Source organism: Geodermatophilus sp. SYSU D01036 (assembly GCF_054050435.1).
In genome coordinates this window covers 64,321-81,308 of record NZ_JBJGZJ010000015.1, presented here as the reverse complement: position 1 = coordinate 81,308, position 16,988 = coordinate 64,321, and the positions used below count along the sequence as shown (strand labels likewise).

The following is a 16,988-nucleotide window of genomic DNA, read 5'->3' as shown; positions in this document are numbered from 1 at the left end:
CCGACGTCAGTTCCGGGTGCGGTAGCGGCGCATCGTCAGCGGGCCGAGGACGGCGACCAGCGCGGCCGCCCACACCAGCACGAGGACGACGTCGGAGCCGGCGACCTCGCCGTGCACCAGCCCGCGCACCGCGCTGACCAGGTGGCTGACCGGGTTGACCTCGACCACGGCCTCCAGCCAGCCGGGCATCGTGGCGGGGTCGACGAAGATGTTGCTGCCGAACGTCAGCGGCGTGATGACCAGCATGCTCCAGCCCATGACCGCGTTCGGCGTGCGCACGACCAGCGCGAGGTAGGTCCAGATCCAGCCGAGGGCGAAGGCGAACACCAGCAGCAGCGCCACGGCCGCGAGCACCCCACCCGGCCCGCCCCGCGGCCGGAACCCGAGCGCGAGGCCCAGGCCGATGACCACCGCCGAGGCGAGGGTGAACCGGACGACGTCGCCGAGCAGCGCGCCGACCAGCGCGCTGGGCCGCCAGACCGGCAGCGAGCGGATGCGGTCGAAGACGCCCTTCTCGATGTCGGTGTTGAGCGCCACCCCGGTGTACATCGTGATCATGAGGATGCTCTGCACGAGGATCCCGGGCAGGAAGAACTGCAGGTAGCGGTCGACCGAGCCGGCCAGGGCGCCGCCGAACAGGTACGTGAAGATCAGGGTGAGCATCACCGGGAAGACGGTGACGTCGAACAGCTGCTCCGGGACGTACTTGATCCGCAGCAGGGTGCGCCGGCCGAAGGTCGCCGACGCCGCCAGCGGGCCCTGCGGCCGCGGTCGCTCCCCCGAGCCGAGGGCGGCGAGGACCGCGTCGGTGTCCGGGGCCGCGACCTCGGCCGAGGCGGTCGCGGCCGGCGGGCTGTCGAGGGTGGTCATCGCAGGTCCTCCGGATCGGGGGCGGACGGAGCGGCGGTCTCGGCGGGCCGGCCGGTCAGGGCGAGGAAGACCTCGTCGAGGCTCGGCTGCCCGAGGGCGAACTGGGCCAGCGGGATGCCGGCGGCCTCCAGCTCGGTGAGCGCCCGGGCGGCCGGCCCGGCGTCGGGCACGGAGGCGGTGAGGGCCGCCGGGTCGCCGTCCTCGGTCACCGGCACGGCCAGCACCCGCTCGAGCAGCTCGCGGGCCGCCCCCCGGCGGGCCGGGTCGCCGACCCGCACGTGCAGCGTGCCCGACCCCACCGACGCTTTCAGCTCACCCGGCGTGCCCTCGGCGATGACGCGGCCGGCGTCGACGACGGAGATGCGGTCGGCGAGCTGGTCGGCCTCGTCGAGGTACTGGGTGGTCAGCAGCACCGTCGTCCCGCCGCGGACCAGGGCCCGCACGACGTCCCACACCTGGTTGCGGCTGCGCGGGTCCAGGCCGGTGGTCGGCTCGTCGAGGAAGATCAGGTCCGGCCGGACGACGATGCTCGCGGCGATGTCGATCCGCCGCCGCATGCCGCCGGAGTAGTTCTTCACCTGCTTGCCCGCGGCCTCGGTGAGACCGAACGCCGACAGCAGCTGGTCGGTGCGCTGGCGGGCGGCGGCCCGCGAGTAGCCGAGCAGCCGGGCGAGCAGCAGCAGGTTCTCCGCGCCGCTGAGCACCTCGTCCAGGGAGGCGAACTGGCCGGTCAGGCTCACCCGCGCGCGGACGGCGTCGGCGTCGGTGACGACGTCGTGGCCGAACACCCGGGCGGTGCCGCCGTCGGGCGGGAGCAGGGTCGCCAGCATCCGGATCGTCGTCGTCTTGCCGGCCCCGTTGGGGCCGAGGAAGCCGTGCACGCCGCCCTGCGGGATCAGCAGGTCGACCCCGGCGACCGCCGTCGTGGTGCCGAAGCGCTTGACCAGCCCCACGGCCTCGATCGCCGGGACCCCGTCGCTCCCGGGCGCCTGCCCACCGGCCGGCGCCGCATCACCGACGTACGCCGTCACGTGCCCCACCCCCTGCTCCCGAGTCGGGTGCCCGCACGGTCCCGCGCGGGTCTGACGCTTCCGACCGGGGAGGGGGTGCGGACTCATCGGTCCCCGGCCTCGTGGGCGCTTCTGGTTAGGTGTGCCTACCCTGGCTGTCGAGATCAGCCGTGCACGTCTCCTGGAGGACCCGTGACCACGCCCGGGCGGGCGACCGCCGCCGTTCTGACCGCCGTCTGCCTGTCCGGCGCCCTGGCCGCCTGCGGGAGCGCCGGTGCGTCGGACGCGGAGACGCTCACGGTGTACAGCGCCCAGCACGAGAGCCTGGTGCGCACGATGCTCGAGGGCTTCACCGAGGAGACCGGCATCGAGGTGGAGTTCCGCGACGGCAACGACGCGGAGCTGGCCAACCAGATCGTGCAGGAGGGCGACGCCTCGCCCGCCGACGTCTTCCTCACCGAGAACAGCCCCTCGATCGCCGTCCTCGACCGCGAGGGGTTGCTCGCCCCGCTGGACCCGGCCACGCTCGACCAGGTCGGCGAGCGGTTCCGGCCGTCGTCGGGGACCTGGACCGGCTTCGCCGCCCGCTCGACCGTGCTGGTGTACGACCCCACCGCGCTGCCGGAGGACCAGCTGCCGGCGTCGATCCTGGACCTGGCCGACCCGGCGTGGGCGGGCCGCATCGGCATCGCGGCCGGCGGTGCGGACTTCCAGGCGATCGTCGCCGCGGTGCTGGCGCTGCGCGGCGAGGACGCCACCCGGGCGTGGCTGGAGGGGCTCGAGCGCAACGCCGGCGTCTACCAGAGCAACACCGCCGTCATGGTGGCCGCCGACGAGGGCGAGATCGATGCCGGCGTCATGTACCACTACTACTGGTACCGCGACCAGGCCGAGGGCGGCCTCAAGGGCGACGACGCGCGGCTGCACTTCTTCGGCGGGCAGGACCCGGGCGCCTTCCTCAGCGTCTCCGGGGCCGGCGTCCTCGCCTCCTCCGACCAGCCCGAGGACGCCCAGCGGCTGGTCGCCTGGCTGACCGGGCGGGAGGCGCAGGAGCGGCTGGCCGAGAGCACCGCCCTGGAGTACGCGGTCGGCACCGGGGTCGCCTCCGCCGAGGCGCTCCCGGCGCTGGACACCCTCGACGCGCCCGCGGTCGACCCCGGCTCCCTCGACCAGGAGCGGGTCACCGAACTCATGCAGGAGGTGGGCCTGCTCTGAGCACCTCCCGGGCCCCGGCCCCCGCCCGCCCGCGCACCGCGACGCCCGTCCCTCCGGCGTCGCGGGGCCGTCGCGCGTCCCGGGCCCGGCGCGCGCCGGTGACGGTGGCGCTGGCCGCGGCCGTGGCGGCGCTGGCGCTGCTGCCCCTGGCGCACATCGCGGTGGCCGTCGTGGAGGTCGGCTGGAGCGGCGTAGGGGAGCTGCTGTTCCGGCGCCGGGTGGCCGACCTGCTGGGCAACACCCTCCGGCTGGTCGCCGGCGCGGTGGCGGTCTGCGTCGTGCTCGGCGTGGGGGCGGCCTGGCTGGTGGAGCGCGCCGCCCTGCCCGGCCGCCGGGTGTGGCACGTGCTGATGGTCGCGCCGCTGGCCCTGCCGGCGTTCGTCACCAGCTCGGCGTGGATCTCCCTGCTGCCCGGGCTGGACACGTACGGCGGCGCGCTGCTGGTCGTCTCGCTGGCCTACTTCCCGTTCGTGTACCTGCCCGCGGTCGCCGCCCTCCGCGGCACCGACCCGGCGCTGGAGGAGACCGCGCGGGGCCTGGGCCTGTCGGGCTGGGCGGTGTTCCGGCGGGTGCAGCTGCCCCAGTTGCGGGTGGCGGTGCTCGGCGGGGCGCTGCTCGTCGCCCTGCACGTGCTGGCCGAGTTCGGTGCCCTGGCGATGCTGCGCTACCCGACCTTCACCACGGCGGTCTACGACCAGTACCGCGCCACCTTCAACGGGCCGGCCGCCACCGTGCTCGCCGGCGTCCTCGTGCTGCTGTGCCTGGTGCTGCTGGTGGCCGAGATCCGCCTGCGCGGAGCCCGCGGCTACGCCCGCACCGGGGCCGGCGCCGCCCGCCGGCCGCGCGCGGTCCGGCTCGGGCTGCTCACCGGGCCGGCGCTGCTGGCCCTCGCCGCGGTCGTGGGGCTCTCGCTGGTCGTCCCCGTCGCCGCGCTGGCGTCCTGGTTCCTCACCGGCACCTCGGCGCGGGTCGACTGGGCGGCCCTGGCCACCACCACCGGCACGACCCTCGCGCTGGCCACCGCGGCCGCGGCCGTCACCACCGCGCTGGCCCTGCCGACCGGCTGGCTCGCGGTGCGCCGCCGCGGGCCGCTGGCCACCCTGCTCGAGCGCACCACCTACCTGGGCAGCGCCGTGCCGGCGATCGTCGTCGCGCTGGCGCTGGTCACGGTGAGCATCCGGCTGCTGCCGGCGCTCTACCAGACCGTCCCGGTGCTGCTGGCCGCCTACGCGATCCTCTTCCTGCCCCGGGCGATCGTCACGGTGCGCGCGGCGGTGGAGCAGTCGCCGCCGGTGCACGACGACGTGGCGGCCTCCCTCGGCGCCTCCGCGCCGGCCCGGCTCGCCCGCGTGACCCTCCCGCTGCTGGCCCCGGGGATCGGCGCGGGTGCGGCGCTGGTGTTCCTCGCGGTGGTCACCGAGCTCACCGCCACCCTGCTGCTCGCCCCGACCGGCACCCGGACCCTCGCGACGGCGTTCTGGTCGGCCAGCAGCGCCCTGGAGTACGGCGCCGCCGCGCCCTACGCCGTCGTCATGGTCCTGCTCTCGGCACCGGCCACGGTGCTGCTCTCCCGAGACGTCCGACGAGGTCTGACCACATGAGCGCGCTGACCGTCACCGGCCTGGCGAAGTCCTACGGCCGCACCCCCGTGCTCACCGGGGTGGACCTGCACGTCCCCGCCGGGACGACGACCGCGCTGCTGGGCCCCTCCGGCTGCGGGAAGACGACGCTGCTGCGCATCGTCGCCGGCTTCGACGACCCCGACGCCGGGACCGTCGAGCTGGGCGGCCGGGTGGTGGCCGGGGACGGCCGCGGGGTGCCCGCCCGCCGGCGCGGCATCGGGTTCGTGCCCCAGGAGGGCGGGCTGTTCCCGCACCTGAGCGTGGCGGGCAACGTCGCCTTCGGCCTGCCCCGCCGGCTGCGCCGGGACCGGGCGCGGATCACCGGGCTGCTCGCCCTCGTCGGCCTCGACGCCGCGCTCGCCGACCGCGCGCCGCACCAGCTCTCCGGCGGCCAGCAGCAGCGGGTGGCGCTGGCCCGGGCCCTGGCGCCCGAGCCGTCGCTGGTGCTGCTCGACGAGCCGTTCTCGTCCCTCGACGCCGCGCTGCGGGAGGACACCCGCCGGGCCGTCGTCGAGGCGCTGCGGGCCACCGGCGCGACCGCCGTGCTGGTCACGCACGACCAGGCCGAGGCGCTGTCGACCGCCGACCAGGTGGCGGTCCTGCGCGGCGGGACGCTCGCCCAGCTGGCCGATCCGCGCACGCTCTACCGCGAGCCGCGCGACCTGGACGTGGCCGCCTTCGTCGGGGAGGCCGTGGTGCTCGACGGCGTCGCCGCGGGGGGCCGGGTGGCCTCCGAGCTCGGTGAGCTGGCGCTGGCCCTGTCCTGTCCGGACGGCCCGGTCCGGGTGATGCTGCGGCCCGAGCAGCTGCGGCTGACGGCCGGTCCGGGCGCCCGGGTGCGCGGCGTCGACTTCTACGGCCACGACGCCCGCGTCGAGCTGGAGCTGCCCTCGGGCCGGCGGGTGAGCGCGCGCACCGAGGGCGCGGAGCTGCCGCCCCCCGGCGCGGAGGTCACCGTCACCGTGCAGGGCCCGGCGGTGCCGTTCCCGGCGGCCCTGGCCGCGCCGTCAGCACCGGCCGGGCGGGCCCCGGCGCCCGCCTGACCCTGGGTGACCACGGTGGGTTAGGTGTGCCTAAGCTCACCGCGTGGACCTGTTCCTCTTCACCGTGGACGCCGCCTGGGGGCGCGACGTCGTCGCGGCCGGTGCGGCCGGGATCGTCGTCGACTGGGAGCGCCGCGGGAAGCACCGCCGGCAGGCCGGCGAGGGCACCCAGATCAACGCCGACACCCTCGCGGACCTCGTGCGCATGCGCGCGGCCACCGACGGGCGGCTGCTGTGCCGGATCAACGCCGCGGGCCCGTGGACGGCGCGCGAGGTGGCCGACGCGGTGGCGGCCGGCGCCGACGAGGTCCTGCTGCCCATGGTCCGCACGGCCGAGGAGGTCGACCGCGCGCTGGACCTGGTCGCCGGCCGCTGCGGGCTGGGCATCCTGGTCGAGACGCAGGACGCCGTCGACCGGGTGGCCGAGCTGGCCCGGCGGCCGCTGTCGCGGATCTACGTCGGGCTCAACGACCTGCGCATCGACCGGCGGTCGCGGGAGCTATTCCGGCCGCTGGTCGACGGGACCGTCGAGGCCGTGCGCGGTGCCGTCGGCGTGCCCTTCGGCGTCGGCGGGCTGACGCTGCCCGGCGGCGGGTTCCCCGTGCCCGGGGTGCTGCTGGCCGCCGAGCTGGTGCGGCTGCGCACCGACTTCACCTTCCTGCGGCGCTCGTTCACCGCGGACATGGCCGGGCGCGACCCCTTCGTCGAGGTGCCGCGCCTGCGCGCCGCGCTGGCCGCGCTGTCCGCCGCCGACCGGCTCGCCGTGGCCGAGCGGCGGGCGGCATTCGTGGCGGCGGTGGAGGCCGCCGCGGTCGACCTCCCGGTCGTGCTGCCCGCGTGAGCGGCCGGGCGCTGGTCACCGGCGCCGGCGGCTTCGTCGGGCGGCACCTGGTGGCGCGGCTGCGGGCCGACGGCTGGGACGTCACCGGACCGACCCGCGCCGCCGTCGACCTCGCCGACCCGGTCGCCGCGGCGGCCGCGGTCCGGGCCGCCGATCCGGACGTCGTCTTCTCCCTGGCGGCCGGGCGGGCCAAGGCGACGCCGGCCGAGCGGGCCGCGACGATCGCGGTCAACACCAGTCCCTGGCTGGTCGACGCCCTGCCCGACCGCTGCCGTGCCGTCGTGCGGCTCGGCTCGTCGACCGAGTACGCGGCCGGCCCGGCGCCGTTGACCGAGGACGCCCCGCTGCGGCCGCGCGGCTTCTTCGGCGCCACCAAGGCGGCCGGCTCGCTGCTGCTGCAGGCGGCCGCCGCGGAGCGCGGCGTGCGGGCGGCGGTGCTGCGCGCGTTCCAGGTCTACGGGCCGGGGGACCACCCGACCCGGCTGGTGCCGGTGGTGCTCGCCGCCGCCCGCACCGGCGGGACCGTGCCGCTGCCGGCCGGGGTCAGCCGGCGGGACTGGGTGTGGGTCGGCGACGTCGTCGAGGCCTGCGTGCGGGCGGCGACGGACGACACCCTGCCGCCGGGCGCGGTGGTGAACGTCGGGACCGGCGTGCAGACCGACGTCGCGGAACTCGTCGCGACCGCGGAGCGGGTCACCGGCCGGCCGATCGCGACCGCGCCGGGCGCCCATCCCGGCCGGCACTGGGACACCGCCGACTGGGCGTGCGACCCGGGCGCCGCCCGCGAGCTGCTCGGCTGGACGCCGACGGTGGACCTGGCGGAGGGGCTCGCGCGGACGTGGGCGGCGGAGTGAGCCCGCCCCGCGTCGCCGTCGTCGTCCCGGTGTACGGCAACGAGGCGACCCTGCGGCCGCTGGCGCAGCGGCTGGCCGCGGCGCTGGCCGGGCGGGACTGGCGGCTGCGGCTGGTGGTCGACGCCTCGCCCGACGGCAGCCTGGCGGTCGCCCGGGAGCTGGCGGCCGACCCGCGGGTGGCGGTCACCGCGCTGGAGGTCAACGTCGGCCAGCACCGCGCCCTGGCCACCGGGCTGGCCGCGGAGGACGCCGACGCGTGGGTGTGCCTCGACGCCGACCTGCAGGACCCGCCGGAGGCGGTGCCGGCGCTGCTCGACCGGCTGGCCCGGGGCGACGTCGGCGCGGTCTTCGCGGGGCGGCGCGGCCGCTACGAGTCGCCGGTGCGCCGGCTGACCGGCGAGCTGCACCGGCGGATCGCCGCCCGCCTCACCGGCCTGCCTCCGGACGCCGGCGCGTTCCTCGCGCTCGGGCCCGCCGTGCGCGACGCCGTCGTCGCGGCCGTGCTGGGCGGCGAGGCGCCCAGCGTCGTGCTCGCCGCCGCGCTGCCCGGCGTACCGCTGGGCAGCGTGCCGATCGCGCGCGATCGCCGGCCGGAGGGCACCTCGGCGTGGACCGCCCGCGCTCGGCTGCGGCAGTCGCTGCGGTCGCTCGCCTGGGCGGCGACGCGCGGGGTCAGCGCTCCCAGATCTGGACGACCAGGTCGGTCTTCGCGCCCAGGAACTCCTCGGTCCGGGTCAGGGACAGCCCGGCGTCGATGAGGACCGCGTCGTCGTCGGTGGGCACGGGCTCGCCGTCGATCAGGCGCCGGACCAGCCAGACGCGCTCGGCGCCGGCGGGGGCGTCGTCGGGCGGCAGGACGACGTCGGGACGCAGCCGCGGGCCCTCCGTCCGCACGAAGTGGTCGAGCCCGAGCGCAGCGCGCTGGTCGGCGGCCACCACCGGCTCGCCCGCGTGCTGCTCGTGCAGCAGGAACGCGACGACCTCGTCCGACCGCTCCCGCGGCTCCCTCGTGGCGAGCGGCGCGCTCGCCACCAGGGACAGGCCGACCAGCGCGGCGGCCACCGGCGCCCGCGCACCCCGGGGGAGGGCGGTGGCGCCGACCGCGGCGAGCACGCCCAGACCGAGCAGTCCGGCCAGCAGGTAGCGGGGCAGGTAGACCGGCCGCACCGCCTCGGCGGCCAGCAGGAGCAGCAGCGGCACCAGCACCCAGCAGACGCCGACCACCCGCATCCCGGCGCCGCGCACCGCGCCGACCACGGCCAGCCCCACGGTGAGGTACAGCAGCGGCGTGCGCCCGCCGGCCCACGCCTCGACGGCGAGGTCCGCGAGCGTGCCGCCGGTGTCGCGCAGGTGCTCGGCGTTGCGCGCGCCGGTGCCGTTGAGCAGGTTGACGCCGACCAGGCCGACAGCCGGCAGGGCGGCGAGCGCGCCGACGACGGCGACCCGCACGGCCGCGCGGCCGCAGAGCAGCAGCGCCGCGACGACGAACGCGGCCAGCACCGTCACCGCGTACCAGTGCATGAGGCCCATGCCGGCGCCGGCGAGACCGAACAGCAGCAGCCCGCGCCCGTCCTGCAGCCAGCGGGTCAGGCCCAGCAGCGCCCCGCCGGTGGCCAGGACGGCCAGCCCGTAGCTGCGGGCCTCCACGGCCTGCTCGAGCAGCAGCGGCGCGGCGGCGGGCACCACGCCGGCCAGCACCCCGGTCGCCCGCCCGGCCAGCCGGGTCACCGCCCGGGTGACCAGCGCCAGCCCGCCGGCGGTGGCCAGCACGGAGAGCACCCGCAGCGACGTGTCGCCGCCCGGCCCGGGAAGGGACACCCACAGGTGCACGACGAGGTAGTACGGCGCGTTGTAGGAGGGCGGGACGTCGGCGAGGTAGCCCGTCACCCCCTCGCCGGTGACGACCGCCCGCAGGATGTCCGCCAGCGGGCGGCGGGCGACCTCGGCCGTGAACGCCTCGTCGAACCAGAGCCCGTGCCCGGGGGCCAGCAGGACGCCGCACAGCAGCGCGAGCACCGCCGGCGGGAGCAGTTCGACGGGGGACCAGCGGAGGGGCCCGCCGGCCGGTCGCGGCGGTACGTCCGTCGTCACCGCCGTCTGCACGGGACGCCAGCCTAGGGGAGCGGCGCCGCCGGACCGTCGGTGCCGGCGGTCAGGATGCGCGGGTGGCCGCCCCCGACCCGACGACCGGTCCCTGGCCCGCACCCGTGCCGTCGTCGGAGGTGGTGGCGGCCCGCTTCCGGCGGCAGGGCCGGCGCGACACCGCTCCCGAGATGGCGGTGCGCCGGCGACTGCACGCCAGCGGCGTCCGCTACCGCGTCGACGTCCGGCTCCGGCCCCGTCCAGAGGCTCGCCCCGAGCTTGCGAGGGGTGAGGGGGACGGGGTCCTTACCGGGTGCTTCTGGCACGGCTGTCCGGAGTGCGGGCACCTGCCGAGGGCCAACCGCGACTGGTGGGCGGCGAAGCTCGCGGGCAACGTGGCGCGCGACCGCTGCACTTCGGCCACCGTGCAGGGGCCCGCCGCGAGCGTGCGAGTGGCGGGGGGCACGGTGGTCCTTACCGACGTCGTCGACGCCGTCTGCGCCGCCCTCGGCCGCTGAGCCCCGGCGTCAGTGGCGGGGGGCGCCGCCGCGGGCGCGCTGGACGGTCGGGCTGCCGATCCACAGCCAGCCGAGCAGCAGCGCCACGACGCCGCCGGTGATCAGCGCCTGCGGGAGGGCGAAGAGGAAGTCGACCACCAGCACCACCGCCGAGACGATCGCGACCGCGAGCACGCACAGGCCGAGGAAGGCGTTGCGGTTGCTGCGCCGCAGCAGGTCCTCCTTGTCGTGCTGGCGGAACAGCGCCCGGTGCTGCGCGGCCGGGGCGATCAGCAGGGCGGTGGCCACCACGGCGGCGACCAGGGTCACGAAGTAGACGTCGCGCTGGAAGTCGGTCGCGCGGGACGTCGCCTGCTGGAACGGCACGATGAGCAGGAAGGCGAAGAGGAACTGCACCCCGGGCAGCGCCACGCGCAGCTCGTTGAGCAGCTCCATCAGCTCGCGGTCGATCCGCTCGGCGCGGCTCTCGCGCCGCCCGTCGTCCGCGCCGTCCATCCCGTGCTGCGCGGGGACCGGCCGGGCGTCCCGTCGTGCCCGCTGACCAGAGCCCGTCGTCGCCATCGTCGCGTGCCCCCTCCGGAACCGGCCGCCCCGTGGATCCCCGTGATCCCGGCCGTTCCCGGGCCGTATACCCGGCGGACGCCCGGTGATCACCTGCTGGTCACCCGGACGGCCGACGGGAGGGACCCGCGCGGGGTAGGGGAGGGCCATGTCGATGTGGGAGCCGATGACACCGAACCGCTACCGCCCGGACGACGAGGTCGCCGCCGCCGACCCGGGCGCCGGCGCGCCGCCGCCGGCCGAGGGGTTCGGCGTCGGCGGCGAGGAGCCCGACCGCCCCGAGGAGGACGGCGCGTCGCCCACGGACGCCGAGGGCCGGGACACGGTCTTCCGCACGCCCGACCCCGGCGACGTCCGGCGGGGGACGGACGCCGGCTAGAGCAGCGGGCTGGGCGCCGTCGCGGGGGCCTCGTCGGGCTGGTCGGGCTCGCGCAGGTCGTGCGCGGCGCGCACCCGGTGGGCGGGGTAGACGTCGATGCTGCCCTCGGAGGTCTCCACGTAGCACCAGCCCTCGGTGAACAGGACGTGGCAGCGCTCGTGCACCTCGCGCGCCGTCGGGAGCCCGCCGGGCTCGGTGATCTCGACGCGCGCCGCCCGCTGCCACTGCCCGGGCCTGACCCTCCGGAAGTCCATGGCGGTCACCGTGGCACCGGCCGGGCGGCGCGGCCAGCCGTGCGCCGGGCGTCTCGTACCGTCGGGGCGTGGACCTGACCGTGCTGCCCCCGCGGACCCCCGACGAGCTCGACGCCATGCGCGAGGCCGGGCGCGCGGTGGCGCGGACGCTGGCCGCCGTGCGGGCGGCGGCGGTCCCCGGTGTGCGGCTGCGCGAGCTCGACGACCTCGCCAGGACGACGATGTACGAGGCGGGCGCGACGTCGTCGTTCCTCGGCTACAAGCCGGCGTGGGCGCCGACGGCCTACAACGGCGTGCTGTGCCTGTCGCCCAACGAGGTCGTCGTGCACGGCCGACCCAGCGGCCAGCGGCTGAAGGACGGCGACCTGCTCAGCGTCGACTGCGGCACCGTCGTCGACGGCTGGAACGGCGACGCCGCGATCTCGCTGCTGGTGGGGGAGCAGGCCTCCGACGACGACGCGCGGCTGGTCACCGCGACCGAGGAGGCGCTGGCCGCGGGCATCGCCGCCGCGGTGCCCGGCGCGACCCTGCAGGACGTCGCCCGCGCCGTCGACGACGTCGCCCGGCGGTACGGCTACGCGCACCTGCCCGACCACGGCGGGCACGGCATCGGCCGCTCGATGCACGAGCCGCCGTTCGTGCCCAACCGGCCCTCCACCGGCCTGGACCGGGTGCGCCTGCACGCCGGCAGCACCCTGGCGATCGAGCCGATGCTGCTGGCCGGCGGCGACCGCTACAAGCACAAGAAGGACGGCTGGGCGGTGGTCACCGCCGACGGCCGGCGCGCGGCGCACGTGGAGCACACCGTCGCGGTCACCGACGACGGCCCGGTGGTGCTCACCGCGCCCTGAGGTCAGCGGCGCCGGCGCCAGGTCATCGCCCGGCGGACCGCGCGCCGCTGCGCCGCGGCCAGCGGGGGCGGCGCCCACGACGCCGTCGGCGGCTGCAGCGCGGTGCCCAGCTCCACGCGCAGCAGGTCCAGGGCGTCGAGCAGGGCGCCGTGCTGCGACCAGGCGGCGGGGTCGGCCCGGGGGTCGACGAGCAGCGCCTCGGCCAGCCGGGCCCGCAGCGCGAGCAGTGTCTCCAGGCAGGCGGGGTCGATGCCGGCGGCCGGCCCGGTGCCGACCGCCACGGCCGCGACGTCGCGCAGGGTGGTCGCGACGGCGCCCAGCAGGTCGGCCAGCGCCTCCCGCGCCGGCCGCGACCACGCCCGGTCGGCGTCGTCCTCGGGCAGGAAGTAGGTGCGGTCCAGCAGCACGCGGGCGACGTTGCGCAGAGTGACGTGCACCCGCTCGAGGGCGGTCAGCGTGTTCCGCAGCCGCGGCTGGGCCTCCCGCGCCGCCCGCCCGCGCGGGTTGAGGCGGGCGCTCTCCTCGGTGCGGGCGAGCCGGCGGTCGGCGCGGGCCACCTCCGTGCTCACCGCGCGGGCGCGGGCCAGCAGCTCGTCGGTGAGGCGGCGCGACCACGGGCCGCGCAGCGCCGCGGCGAGGTCCTCGCAGAACCCGGCCATGCGCTCGGCGAGCTCCGCGATCGCCTCGCCGGCGGGCTGGACGTAGAGCGGCGGGGCGACCGCCAGGTTCACCAGCACCCCGACCGCCGCGCCGATCAGCGTCTCGTTGACGCGGTCCAGCGCCGCGCTCTCCGCCCCGCCCACGGCCAGCACGAGCATCGCGCTGATGGGCACCTCGGCCAGGTGCGGCCCCAGCCGCAGCAGCCGGCCGACCACCAGGGAGAGCCCGACGACCAGCCCGAGGCTCCACCAGGACAGGCCGACGACGGAGGCGAACAGCGCCGCGATCAGGACGCCGGCGGTGACGCTGGCGATCCGCTCCCAGCCGGTCGCCAGCGTCTCGTACATCGTCAGCTGCACGACCAGCAGCGCGGTCAGCGGCGCGAGGACCGGCGAGCTGCTGGTGTCCAGCCAGGTCGCGATCTGGAACGCCAGCACCGCGGCGAGCACGGTCTTGCCGGTGCGCAGCCCGGGGGTGCGCCCGCGCCGGACCAGCCGGGGCAGCCGGCGGGGCAGGGCGTGCGGTCCCGTCACGGGGGTCGGTGTGCCCGCGCGACGGTCCCGGACACGCGCCGACCGCCGTCCGCGGGGTGCGGACGGCGGCCGGGGACGGGCGGGGTCAGCCGAGGCCGAGCGCGGTCGTGGCGCGGTCGACCAGGGAGAAGCGGCCGACCGCCCAGAACGCCAGCGCCGCGGCCGCGAGCCCGCCGACGGTCACCACCGCGGAGCTGACCGGGTGCTGTCTGGCGTGCTGCCACGCCGCGACCGCCTTGCGGCGGAACGCGGCGAAGAACCGCCGCGCCCAGTCGAACTCGGTCGACCACACCCACAGCCCGACCAGGATCGGCGGGATCGTGAGCGGCCCGGGCAGCACCGTGAGCGCGAGGCCGAGCAGCACGAACAGCAGCCCGGCGACGAACACCGCGACCCGGTACGCCAGGTGCAGCGGCGGGTTCTGCCGGATGCGGTCGCGCCACGAGCCCGGGGGGACCTCCCGGGGCCGGCCGAGGCCGTCGGTGCAGTCGGGGCAGACCGTGGCGCCGTGGCCGCCGGGGGACCGGTCGGCCACGGTGTTGCCGGAGAACGTCGTCGTGCGGGTGTCGGTCCGGGACACGGGTCCCCTTCCGGGTCGGTGCGGGCGGTGCGGGTGCTGCGGCGGGTCGGGGCCGCGGTCAGCGGCGGGCGACGCCCTTCGCGACCTCGCCGGGCCGCTGCTGCTCGCCCGCGTAGGAGCTGACGGCGACCAGCGCGCCGGTCAGGGCCGGGACGACCCACTGCAGCGAGTCCAGCTGCTGCTGCGCGTGGGCGATCTCCGCCTTGGTGCGCTTGGTCGGCTTGGTGCCGGACTTCGCCGACGGGTTGGCCTGGCTGTTGACGACCTGGCCCAGCGAGCGGCTGTAGGCGGTGACGCCCAGCGCGGCGGCGGTGAGCAGGGTCTTGACGGCGGACATGCCCGCCACGCCCTCCTGCTGGGCCACCCGGCCGCGGTTGCCGATGAGCTGGCCGACGCTGCCCACCAGGTGCGCGCCGATGGCCAGCGCGTTGACCGGCGTCCACCGGTTCCAGCCGGTGTTGGCGACCCGGCCGGCGTCCCCGCCGGCGTCCGCTGCGGCGGCGTTGAGGGCCACGGCGTTGGCCAGCGTGCCGCCGAACCAGGCGGACAGACCGAGGTCGTGCAGGGCGCGGGACAGGGTGTTGCGGGCCATCGGGACTCTCCTCGAGGGGAAGGGGTCGGGAGTCCGCCCCCTACCCGCTCCGCCGGAGGCCATGCCCGAGGAGTGCAAGTGGATCGTGCACGACCCGCTGGGGCGTCAGGTCCCGTAGCGGACCGCTGCGCGGGCGCGCGCCTTCGCCGCCTCGACCTCCCGGTCCTTCGGCGGCGCCGTCGTCACCAGGGACTCCAGCAACCGGGTGGACGCGGCGGCCACCTCCTCGACGGCGCGCGCGAAGGCCTCGGCGTTGGCCCGGGACGGGTGCGTGGACCCGCTGATCTTGCGGACGTACTGCAGCGCCGCGGCCCGGACCTCGTCCTCGGTGGCCGGCGGCTCGAAGTTCGACAGGGGGCGGATGTTGCGGCACATGCGGCGCAGCGTAGGACCGGGGTGCGACCGCGGGGCCCCGCCGACGACGGGGCCCCGCGGTCGGTCAGACGCCGAAGCCGGCGCGGTCGACCCGGCGGTGGTAGCGGGTCCCGAGCTTGCCGCCGAGCAGGGCGCCGACCAGCGTGGCGACCAGGACCGCCGCCAGCGTGACGATCCCGGCGGTGGTCGCGGTGCCCTCGTCGATCGGGATGCGCGGCAGGTTCAGCTGCTGCAGCACGTTGTACTGCGCGCCCAGCACCGCCCCGGCCACGGCCAGCAGCACGACGACGAGCAGCCCGATCAGCCACACCGCCAGCCCCTGCCGGGCGCCGTCGAAGCGGGCCATCCGCCCGGCCACGTAGCCACCGGCGAGGTAGGCCAGGAACAGGACGACCAGCAGCGCGATGCCGCCGGCGACGCCGAGGGCGCTGGTCGGGTCGGACGGGACGTCCTCGACGCCGTCGACCTCGGCGAGGCTGAGCCCCACGCCGGCGGCGGCCAGCAGCGCGACGAGGACGACGGCCAGCCCGTTGGCCGACAGCCAGCCGAAGAACGCCGCTCCCCACTTGATGCCGCCGAAGCGGTCGCGCTGCGCGTCGATCGCGTCGCGGGCGGCGCCGCGGGTCGCGTGCGCGCCGTCGGTGGTCGCCGTCGCGTCGTGGTCGTGGTGGGTACGGTCGGTGCTCGCCATCGGACCTCCTCGTCGTGGGGGAGTGCTGGCCCGCCCGGTACCCCCGTCCGGACCTGCGCGAACGGGGTCACCCGCAGGGAGGACACATGACCGTCCTGCTCGTCGACGCCGCCAACGTCGTCGGCGCCCGTCCCGACGGCTGGTGGCGCGACCGCGCCGGTGCGACCGCCCGGCTGCTGCGGCGGCTGGCCGGCGCGTCCCTCCCGGAGGACGTCGACGGGCTCGGGGTCGACGAGGTGGTGGTCGTCGTCGAGGGCGCCGCGCGGGAGGTCCCGGCCCCCGACGGCGTCCGCCTGGTGCGCGCGGCCGGTAGCGGGGACGACGCCCTGGCCGCGGAGGCCGCCGCGCTGACGGACGCCGGCCGGGCGGTGCTCGCGGTGACCGCCGACCGCGGCCTGCGCGCCCGGCTGCCCGCGGGCACCGACGTCCGCGGGCCCGGCTGGCTGCTCGGCGTGCTCGATCGCATGGCGGGCAACCGACCGGGGTAGCCGGGGAGGACCGCCGAGCCGAGGAGTCGTCCCCGCATGCCCCAGACCGTGCTGATCACCGGTGCCTCGAGCGGCATCGGCCGCGCCACCGCCCGCCTGTTCGCCCAGCGGGGCGCGTCGTTGGTCCTGCTGGCGCGCGGCCGCGCGGCGCTGGAGGAGACCGCGACCGAGGTCCGCGCGGAGGGCGCGGCCGACGTCGTCGTCTGCCCGGCCGACGTGCTCGACGAGGACGCGCTGCGCGACGTCGTCGAGGGCACCGTATTCCGGTCCGGCCGCCTCGACGTCGTCGTCCACGCCGCGCAGGTGGTCGCCTACGGGCGGATCGAGGAGGTGCCGAAGGCCGTGTACGAGCGGGTCGTCGACACCGCCCTGCACGGCACGGCCAACCTGGCCCGCGTCGTGCTCCCGCAGTTCCGCCGCCAGGGCGCCGGGCACCTCGTCGTCGTGAGCTCGCTGCTCGCCTCGGTGACCACCCCGCTCATGGGCAGCTACATCACCGCCAAGTGGGGCCAGCTCGGGCTGGTCCGCGTCCTGCAGCAGGAGACGCGCGACGTCGCCGGCATCCACGTCTCCGCGGTGGCGCCCGGCGGGGTGAACACCCCCATCTACTCGCAGGCCGGCAGCTACATCGGCCTCAAGGGCCGCCCGCCGATCCCGGTCTACTCGCCGGAGCGGGTCGCCCGCTCGGTCGTCGCCCGGCTGGACCGGCCGCGCCGGCTGGTCCAGTCCGGCTTCGCCAACCCCGTCGTCATCCTCGGCTTCCGGCTGTTCCCGGCGGTCTACGACGCCCTCGTCGGCCCGCTGCTGCGCGTGTTCGCGCTCGCCGACGACCACCGGACGGAGCCGACGGAGGGCAACGTCTTCGAGTCCCGGCCGGCCGGCAACGCCCGGAAGGGCCGCTGGCGCGGCATCCCGTGAACGGCGTGTTCCGTTCCGTCCCACCCCGTTGACCCGCCGGGCGGCGCCGGG

20 protein-coding genes are annotated in these 16,988 nt (G+C 77.1%); 10 read left to right on the top strand and 10 right to left on the bottom strand.

Going from position 1 to position 16,988, the window contains the following annotated elements; translation table 11 throughout:
* Window positions 1-6: 6 nt before the first annotated feature.
* The gene (locus ACI8AR_RS15750; protein WP_457051862.1) at window positions 7-870 is read right to left on the bottom strand and encodes an ABC transporter permease; all 864 of its coding nucleotides are present in this window, start codon (window positions 868-870) and stop codon (window positions 7-9) included.
* Window positions 867-1,901, bottom strand: coding sequence for an ATP-binding cassette domain-containing protein (locus tag ACI8AR_RS15745; RefSeq protein ID WP_457051861.1), 1,035 nt, complete (start codon window positions 1,899-1,901; stop codon window positions 867-869). Before ACI8AR_RS15745 ends, ACI8AR_RS15750 begins: the two co-directional genes overlap by 4 nt.
* A 171-nt stretch (window positions 1,902-2,072) precedes the next feature.
* Here ACI8AR_RS15745 and ACI8AR_RS15740 point away from each other — a divergent pair, with 171 nt between their 5' ends.
* From ACI8AR_RS15740 to ACI8AR_RS15715, 6 genes are all read left to right on the top strand, one after another.
* On the top strand, window positions 2,073-3,095 hold the full coding sequence (locus tag ACI8AR_RS15740; protein ID WP_457051860.1) for an iron ABC transporter substrate-binding protein: 1,023 nt from the start codon (window positions 2,073-2,075) through the stop codon (window positions 3,093-3,095).
* 98 nt (window positions 3,096-3,193) lie between these two features.
* Window positions 3,194-4,696 (top strand): ABC transporter permease, encoded by a 1,503-nt coding sequence (locus tag ACI8AR_RS15735; RefSeq protein WP_457051859.1) that lies wholly within the window; start codon window positions 3,194-3,196, stop codon window positions 4,694-4,696.
* Window positions 4,693-5,760 carry an ABC transporter ATP-binding protein gene (locus ACI8AR_RS15730; RefSeq protein WP_457051858.1) on the top strand — a complete coding sequence of 356 codons (1,068 nt, stop codon included), beginning with the start codon at window positions 4,693-4,695 and terminating at the stop codon, window positions 5,758-5,760. The genes ACI8AR_RS15735 and ACI8AR_RS15730 overlap by 4 nt, the downstream gene beginning before the upstream one ends.
* Before the next feature lie 43 nt (window positions 5,761-5,803).
* Window positions 5,804-6,601, top strand: a complete 798-nt coding sequence (locus ACI8AR_RS15725) for an aldolase/citrate lyase family protein (protein WP_457051857.1) — start codon at window positions 5,804-5,806, stop codon at window positions 6,599-6,601.
* A complete protein-coding gene (locus ACI8AR_RS15720; protein ID WP_457051856.1) occupies window positions 6,598-7,455 on the top strand; it encodes an NAD-dependent epimerase/dehydratase family protein in 858 nt (285 codons plus the stop codon). Before ACI8AR_RS15725 ends, ACI8AR_RS15720 begins: the two co-directional genes overlap by 4 nt.
* Window positions 7,452-8,213, top strand: a complete 762-nt coding sequence (locus tag ACI8AR_RS15715; RefSeq protein WP_457051855.1) for a glycosyltransferase — start codon at window positions 7,452-7,454, stop codon at window positions 8,211-8,213. Before ACI8AR_RS15720 ends, ACI8AR_RS15715 begins: the two co-directional genes overlap by 4 nt.
* On the opposite strand, the gene ACI8AR_RS15710 is transcribed toward ACI8AR_RS15715, so the two are convergent.
* Together ACI8AR_RS15710 and ACI8AR_RS15705 are read right to left on the bottom strand one after the other, a co-directional pair.
* Window positions 8,128-9,558: a hypothetical protein gene (locus tag ACI8AR_RS15710; RefSeq protein WP_457051854.1), complete on the bottom strand. Its 1,431-nt coding sequence runs from the start codon at window positions 9,556-9,558 to the stop codon at window positions 8,128-8,130. The two genes, ACI8AR_RS15715 and ACI8AR_RS15710, sit on opposite strands and share 86 nt — an antisense overlap.
* A gap of 506 nt (window positions 9,559-10,064) precedes the next feature.
* Window positions 10,065-10,550 carry a DUF6328 family protein gene (locus ACI8AR_RS15705; protein WP_457051853.1) on the bottom strand — a complete coding sequence of 162 codons (486 nt, stop codon included), beginning with the start codon at window positions 10,548-10,550 and terminating at the stop codon, window positions 10,065-10,067.
* A gap of 232 nt (window positions 10,551-10,782) precedes the next feature.
* Here ACI8AR_RS15705 and ACI8AR_RS15700 point away from each other — a divergent pair, with 232 nt between their 5' ends.
* Window positions 10,783-10,995: a hypothetical protein gene (locus ACI8AR_RS15700; RefSeq protein ID WP_457051852.1), complete on the top strand. Its 213-nt coding sequence runs from the start codon at window positions 10,783-10,785 to the stop codon at window positions 10,993-10,995.
* Here the strand turns inward: ACI8AR_RS15700 and ACI8AR_RS15695 are convergent.
* Window positions 10,992-11,249, bottom strand: coding sequence for a hypothetical protein (locus ACI8AR_RS15695; RefSeq protein WP_457051851.1), 258 nt, complete (start codon window positions 11,247-11,249; stop codon window positions 10,992-10,994). The genes ACI8AR_RS15700 and ACI8AR_RS15695 overlap by 4 nt on opposite strands.
* A 68-nt stretch (window positions 11,250-11,317) precedes the next feature.
* Between ACI8AR_RS15695 and map the strand changes: the two genes are divergently transcribed.
* On the top strand, window positions 11,318-12,100 hold the full coding sequence (map, locus tag ACI8AR_RS15690) for a type I methionyl aminopeptidase (protein ID WP_457051850.1): 783 nt from the start codon (window positions 11,318-11,320) through the stop codon (window positions 12,098-12,100).
* Window positions 12,101-12,102: 2 nt separating this feature from the next.
* Here the strand turns inward: map and ACI8AR_RS15685 are convergent, their stop codons facing one another.
* The 5 genes from ACI8AR_RS15685 to ACI8AR_RS15665 all read right to left on the bottom strand — a co-directional run bounded on the left by ACI8AR_RS15685 (window position 12,103) and on the right by ACI8AR_RS15665 (window position 15,531).
* The gene (locus tag ACI8AR_RS15685; protein ID WP_457051849.1) at window positions 12,103-13,293 is read right to left on the bottom strand and encodes an FUSC family protein; all 1,191 of its coding nucleotides are present in this window, start codon (window positions 13,291-13,293) and stop codon (window positions 12,103-12,105) included.
* Window positions 13,294-13,378: 85 nt separating this feature from the next.
* On the bottom strand, window positions 13,379-13,873 hold the full coding sequence (locus ACI8AR_RS15680; protein ID WP_457051848.1) for a PGPGW domain-containing protein: 495 nt from the start codon (window positions 13,871-13,873) through the stop codon (window positions 13,379-13,381).
* A 58-nt stretch (window positions 13,874-13,931) separates the two neighbouring features.
* On the bottom strand, window positions 13,932-14,465 hold the full coding sequence (locus ACI8AR_RS15675) for a hypothetical protein (RefSeq protein ID WP_457051847.1): 534 nt from the start codon (window positions 14,463-14,465) through the stop codon (window positions 13,932-13,934).
* A 105-nt stretch (window positions 14,466-14,570) separates the two neighbouring features.
* Window positions 14,571-14,840 carry a DUF2277 domain-containing protein gene (locus ACI8AR_RS15670; protein WP_456938120.1) on the bottom strand — a complete coding sequence of 90 codons (270 nt, stop codon included), beginning with the start codon at window positions 14,838-14,840 and terminating at the stop codon, window positions 14,571-14,573.
* Window positions 14,841-14,904: 64 nt separating this feature from the next.
* Window positions 14,905-15,531, bottom strand: a complete 627-nt coding sequence (locus tag ACI8AR_RS15665) for a hypothetical protein (protein WP_457051846.1) — start codon at window positions 15,529-15,531, stop codon at window positions 14,905-14,907.
* Between the two features lie 86 nt (window positions 15,532-15,617).
* Between ACI8AR_RS15665 and ACI8AR_RS15660 the strand changes: the two genes are divergently transcribed.
* On the top strand, window positions 15,618-16,019 hold the full coding sequence (locus ACI8AR_RS15660) for a hypothetical protein (protein WP_457051845.1): 402 nt from the start codon (window positions 15,618-15,620) through the stop codon (window positions 16,017-16,019).
* A 36-nt stretch (window positions 16,020-16,055) separates the two neighbouring features.
* Window positions 16,056-16,937 (top strand): SDR family NAD(P)-dependent oxidoreductase, encoded by an 882-nt coding sequence (locus ACI8AR_RS15655; protein WP_457051844.1) that lies wholly within the window; start codon window positions 16,056-16,058, stop codon window positions 16,935-16,937.
* Window positions 16,938-16,988 lie beyond the last annotated feature (51 nt).

Bases quoted from the DNA above. Each gene is read 5' to 3' on its own strand.
- ACI8AR_RS15705 (WP_457051853.1), bottom strand. From the start codon at position 10,550: ATGGACGGCGCGGACGACGGGCGGCGCGAGAGCCGCGCCGAGCGGATC.
- ACI8AR_RS15660 (WP_457051845.1), top strand. From the start codon at position 15,618: ATGACCGTCCTGCTCGTCGACGCCGCCAACGTCGTCGGCGCCCGTCCC.
- ACI8AR_RS15750 (WP_457051862.1), bottom strand. From the start codon at position 870: ATGACCACCCTCGACAGCCCGCCGGCCGCGACCGCCTCGGCCGAGGTC.
- ACI8AR_RS15670 (WP_456938120.1), bottom strand. From the start codon at position 14,840: ATGTGCCGCAACATCCGCCCCCTGTCGAACTTCGAGCCGCCGGCCACC.
- ACI8AR_RS15655 (WP_457051844.1), top strand. From the start codon at position 16,056: ATGCCCCAGACCGTGCTGATCACCGGTGCCTCGAGCGGCATCGGCCGC.
- ACI8AR_RS15730 (WP_457051858.1), top strand. From the start codon at position 4,693: ATGAGCGCGCTGACCGTCACCGGCCTGGCGAAGTCCTACGGCCGCACC.
- ACI8AR_RS15665 (WP_457051846.1), bottom strand. From the start codon at position 15,531: ATGGCGAGCACCGACCGTACCCACCACGACCACGACGCGACGGCGACC.
- ACI8AR_RS15695 (WP_457051851.1), bottom strand. From the start codon at position 11,249: ATGGACTTCCGGAGGGTCAGGCCCGGGCAGTGGCAGCGGGCGGCGCGC.
- ACI8AR_RS15700 (WP_457051852.1), top strand. From the start codon at position 10,783: ATGACACCGAACCGCTACCGCCCGGACGACGAGGTCGCCGCCGCCGAC.
- ACI8AR_RS15675 (WP_457051847.1), bottom strand. From the start codon at position 14,465: ATGGCCCGCAACACCCTGTCCCGCGCCCTGCACGACCTCGGTCTGTCC.